Below are 3,024 nucleotides of genomic sequence, written 5' to 3' on the forward strand. Positions count from 1 at the left end.
TCCAGGCTACTGTTGCTTCAGAAGATGAATTTGTCATAACGGTAATTAAGCAGGAAGAACAAATTGATGCGGAGATTAACCATATTATTCAAACCGCTTTTGGAGAAAAGAAAAAGAATCCGCGCCCTTCTCCGAAGTTTGCGTCTGAAGAGCAATGGGTATATTTGTTTGAAGAGTTCGAAGATGTTATTTCCGCAGTCCGTCTTTTGCCGGGGATTCTCCAGCTTCAATCTGCGTTGTTCCAATATGAAGGTGAATATTACCTGACAATCAGCAATATTGGAAACCCGCGTAAAAAGAAACTGGCTGAAGCGATACTGGACGAATTTGGGGAATCTGTCATGACTACGGATACTTTTCTCAAAGAGCACGGTGAAACGATTATCGAGGAAGATGCCGTAAAAATCTTAAAACGCCTCGAGAAAAAGAAAAGGAGCTGAAAGCTCCTTTTGCTATATATAAGTACTATCCGGCAGGATTGAAATGGCCTGTCTCGTAGAGTTTGCGGATACTGTTCAGGCAATCCGGACAAACGGTTTGTCTCTTGAATAACATAAGCTGATCCGTGCCATTGCAGAAAATGCATTTGGATCTTTTTTTAGCATGAAATATGCGGAAGTCGTATATCTTTGTTCCGGAAGGCTCCATTACCTTTCCCCCTTGGATTTATTTTAGCGGTCTGAAATGTTATTATAATCATATTAAACGATCCGGCTTGTCGAAATCCTAAAAAAAACCAAGCGGGTAAGAATGAACATTTTGTCTTAGATTGCAGAATTCGGGGTGTTTTTTTTGAGAAATAGCAAACTGCGTCTTCTTCCTCCGGTAAACGAGGTCATTGCCGAATTAGCAAAAACCCATATCTGTAATGGTTATGAACTTTCGGTAATTACCTGGGCAGTAAGGAAGGCTCTGGAAAAAGCCAGAAAGATTCTTTTGGATGATCTGAATCACGATGGCGAAGAATTGAAAAGTGGAAAAACTAAAAAGCTTCAGAATTTTTTGTACTGTCAGCCTGAAGAATTTGTACCGGTCTTTCGAGCGTGGTTGTATAAGGAGATCCAAGCACAATTGAGAGGTTATGGAAGTATGAAGAGAGTCATCAATGCTACAGGTGTAATTCTGCATACGAATTGCGGACGCGCACTGCTTGCTCCGGAAGCCGCCGCCTATGTTGCGGAACAGGCTGTTGTTTACAGCAATCTTGAGCTTAATCTTGAAACCGGAAATCGCGGCTCGAGGTACAGCCATATCGAAGAAATTTTGGCAGAGCTGACCGGGGCCGAAGCATCCCTTGTTGTGAATAACAATGCAGCAGCGGTACTTTTAATCATGAATACTTTTGCCGTCCATAAAGAAGTCATTGTTTCCCGCGGAGAACTGGTGGAAGTCGGCGGATCTTTCCGTATTCCTGAAGTGCTCAAAGCAGGAGGGGCAAAACTGGTGGAAGTCGGAGCAACGAATAAGACCTGGCCAAAGGATTACCAGGAGGCGATCGGCCCGGAGACGGCGATGCTGCTGAAAGTACATACCAGTAATTATCGGATTCAGGGATTCCAGCATGAAGTTCCGGTTGATGAGCTTGTGGTGCTCGGTAAAGAGTCGGGGATCCCGGTTGTCGTGGATCTTGGTAGCGGCAGTTTCCTAGATGGATCGGAATATGGTCTTCCACAGGAACCGACGGTGCAGGATACACTGAAAAGCGGGGCTTCACTGGTTTCTTTCAGTGGGGATAAACTCTTGGGAGGCCCTCAGGCCGGAATTATAATCGGCAAAAAGGAACTGATTGACCGCTTGAAAAAAAATCAGCTCACTCGGGCTTTGAGAGTTGATAAGCTGGTTCTGGCTGCCTTGGTCGGGACGCTCCGTTTCTATCAGAGAGGGGAAATTGGTAAAATACCTGTCTGGAATATGCTTTCCCGTACAAAAGATGAACTTTGGAAAGACGCGCTGAAGCTTAGTGAAATGCTTGCCGGCCTACCCGGTTTAGAGATACAGGTTATGGACGCTGAATCCTGCGTTGGAGGCGGGGCTTTTCCGACGGCGGTTCTCCCGACTTGCGTATGTGCGGTAAAGCCAAAGCAGAATTCCGTAGTTGATCTTGAAAGTTTTTTAAGACAGGGAGACGTACCTGTTCTTGCCCGTATTGTGAAAGATGCAATTGTAGTTGACCCTCGGACACTGCTTCCGGAGGATTATCAGGTGATTGCAGACCGTTTACGGGAATGGGGTTCTAGGTCTGCAGGTCATGTTGTGTTATAATTGCTTTTGAAAAAAGCAAGTGAGCAACAAAAAGGAGAAAACGAAAGGAGGGAAAGCAATGTCCGGTGACAAAATAAGACTGACGCAGTACTCGAGCAAATCTGGCTGAGGGTGCAAGATTGGTCCTGGTGACCTGGCACAAGTTTTGTGTCACTTTCCAAAGCAGACGTCCAACCCGGATCTTCTGGTCGGCTTTGATACGTCAGATGATGCGAGTGTCTACCGTCTTAATGACAATCAGGCGATTGTCCAGACCGTTGACTTTTTTACTCCGATCGTTGATGATCCATATTCTTTCGGGCAAATTGCCGCAGCCAACGCCCTCAGTGATATCTATGCCATGGGTGCGCGTCCGCTGACTGCGCTGAATCTTGTTTCTTTTCCGATTGATAAGCTTGATAAAAGCATATTAATGGAGATACTAAGAGGGGGAAAAGACAAAGTTGAAGAAGCCGGAGCCTTAATCATCGGCGGGCATTCGATCGATGATCCTGAACCGAAGTATGGTCTGTCCGTAACAGGCATTGTTCATCCTGATCGGGTGCTGACGAATTCCAGCGCCAGGGAAAACGATTTGCTCGTTCTGACAAAACCATTAGGACTTGGGATTATCACGACTGGGATAAAAAACGGGATTGTCCCAGCAACGGATGAGAAAGCCGCCATTGAGGTCATGGCACGGTTGAATAAGGAAGCGTCGGAGATTGCAGTCCTGACCGGAGTAAATGCTTGTACGGATATTACCGGCTTTGGTCTGTTGGG

General features: G+C 45.9%; 4 protein-coding genes. 3 read left to right on the forward strand and 1 reads right to left on the reverse strand.

The features are described from left to right. A partial coding sequence (locus tag NC238_13720) for an adaptor protein MecA (GenBank protein ID MCM1566965.1) occupies positions 1 to 440 on the forward strand: 440 nt, incomplete at its 5' end. Positions 441 to 465: 25 nt separating this feature from the next. Here the strand turns inward: NC238_13720 and NC238_13725 are convergent. Next, positions 466 to 648, reverse strand: a complete 183-nt coding sequence (locus NC238_13725; protein ID MCM1566966.1) for a hypothetical protein — start codon at positions 646 to 648, stop codon at positions 466 to 468. A gap of 144 nt (positions 649 to 792) precedes the next feature. Here NC238_13725 and selA point away from each other — a divergent pair, with 144 nt between their 5' ends. Together selA and selD are read left to right on the forward strand one after the other, a co-directional pair. Then, positions 793 to 2,262, forward strand: coding sequence for an L-seryl-tRNA(Sec) selenium transferase (selA, locus tag NC238_13730; GenBank protein ID MCM1566967.1), 1,470 nt, complete (start codon positions 793 to 795; stop codon positions 2,260 to 2,262). Positions 2,263 to 2,320: 58 nt separating this feature from the next. Beyond that, the coding region (gene selD / locus NC238_13735) for a selenide, water dikinase SelD (GenBank protein MCM1566968.1) at positions 2,321 to 3,024 on the forward strand (704 nt) is incomplete at its 3' end.

It is taken from the genome of Dehalobacter sp., assembly GCA_023667845.1.
Lineage (GTDB): Bacteria > Bacillota > Desulfitobacteriia > Desulfitobacteriales > Syntrophobotulaceae > Dehalobacter.

Excerpts from the sequence above, each read along its gene's own strand:
- NC238_13725 (MCM1566966.1), bottom strand. The coding sequence starts at position 648 with ATGGAGCCTTCCGGAACAAAGATATACGACTTCCGCATATTTCATGCT.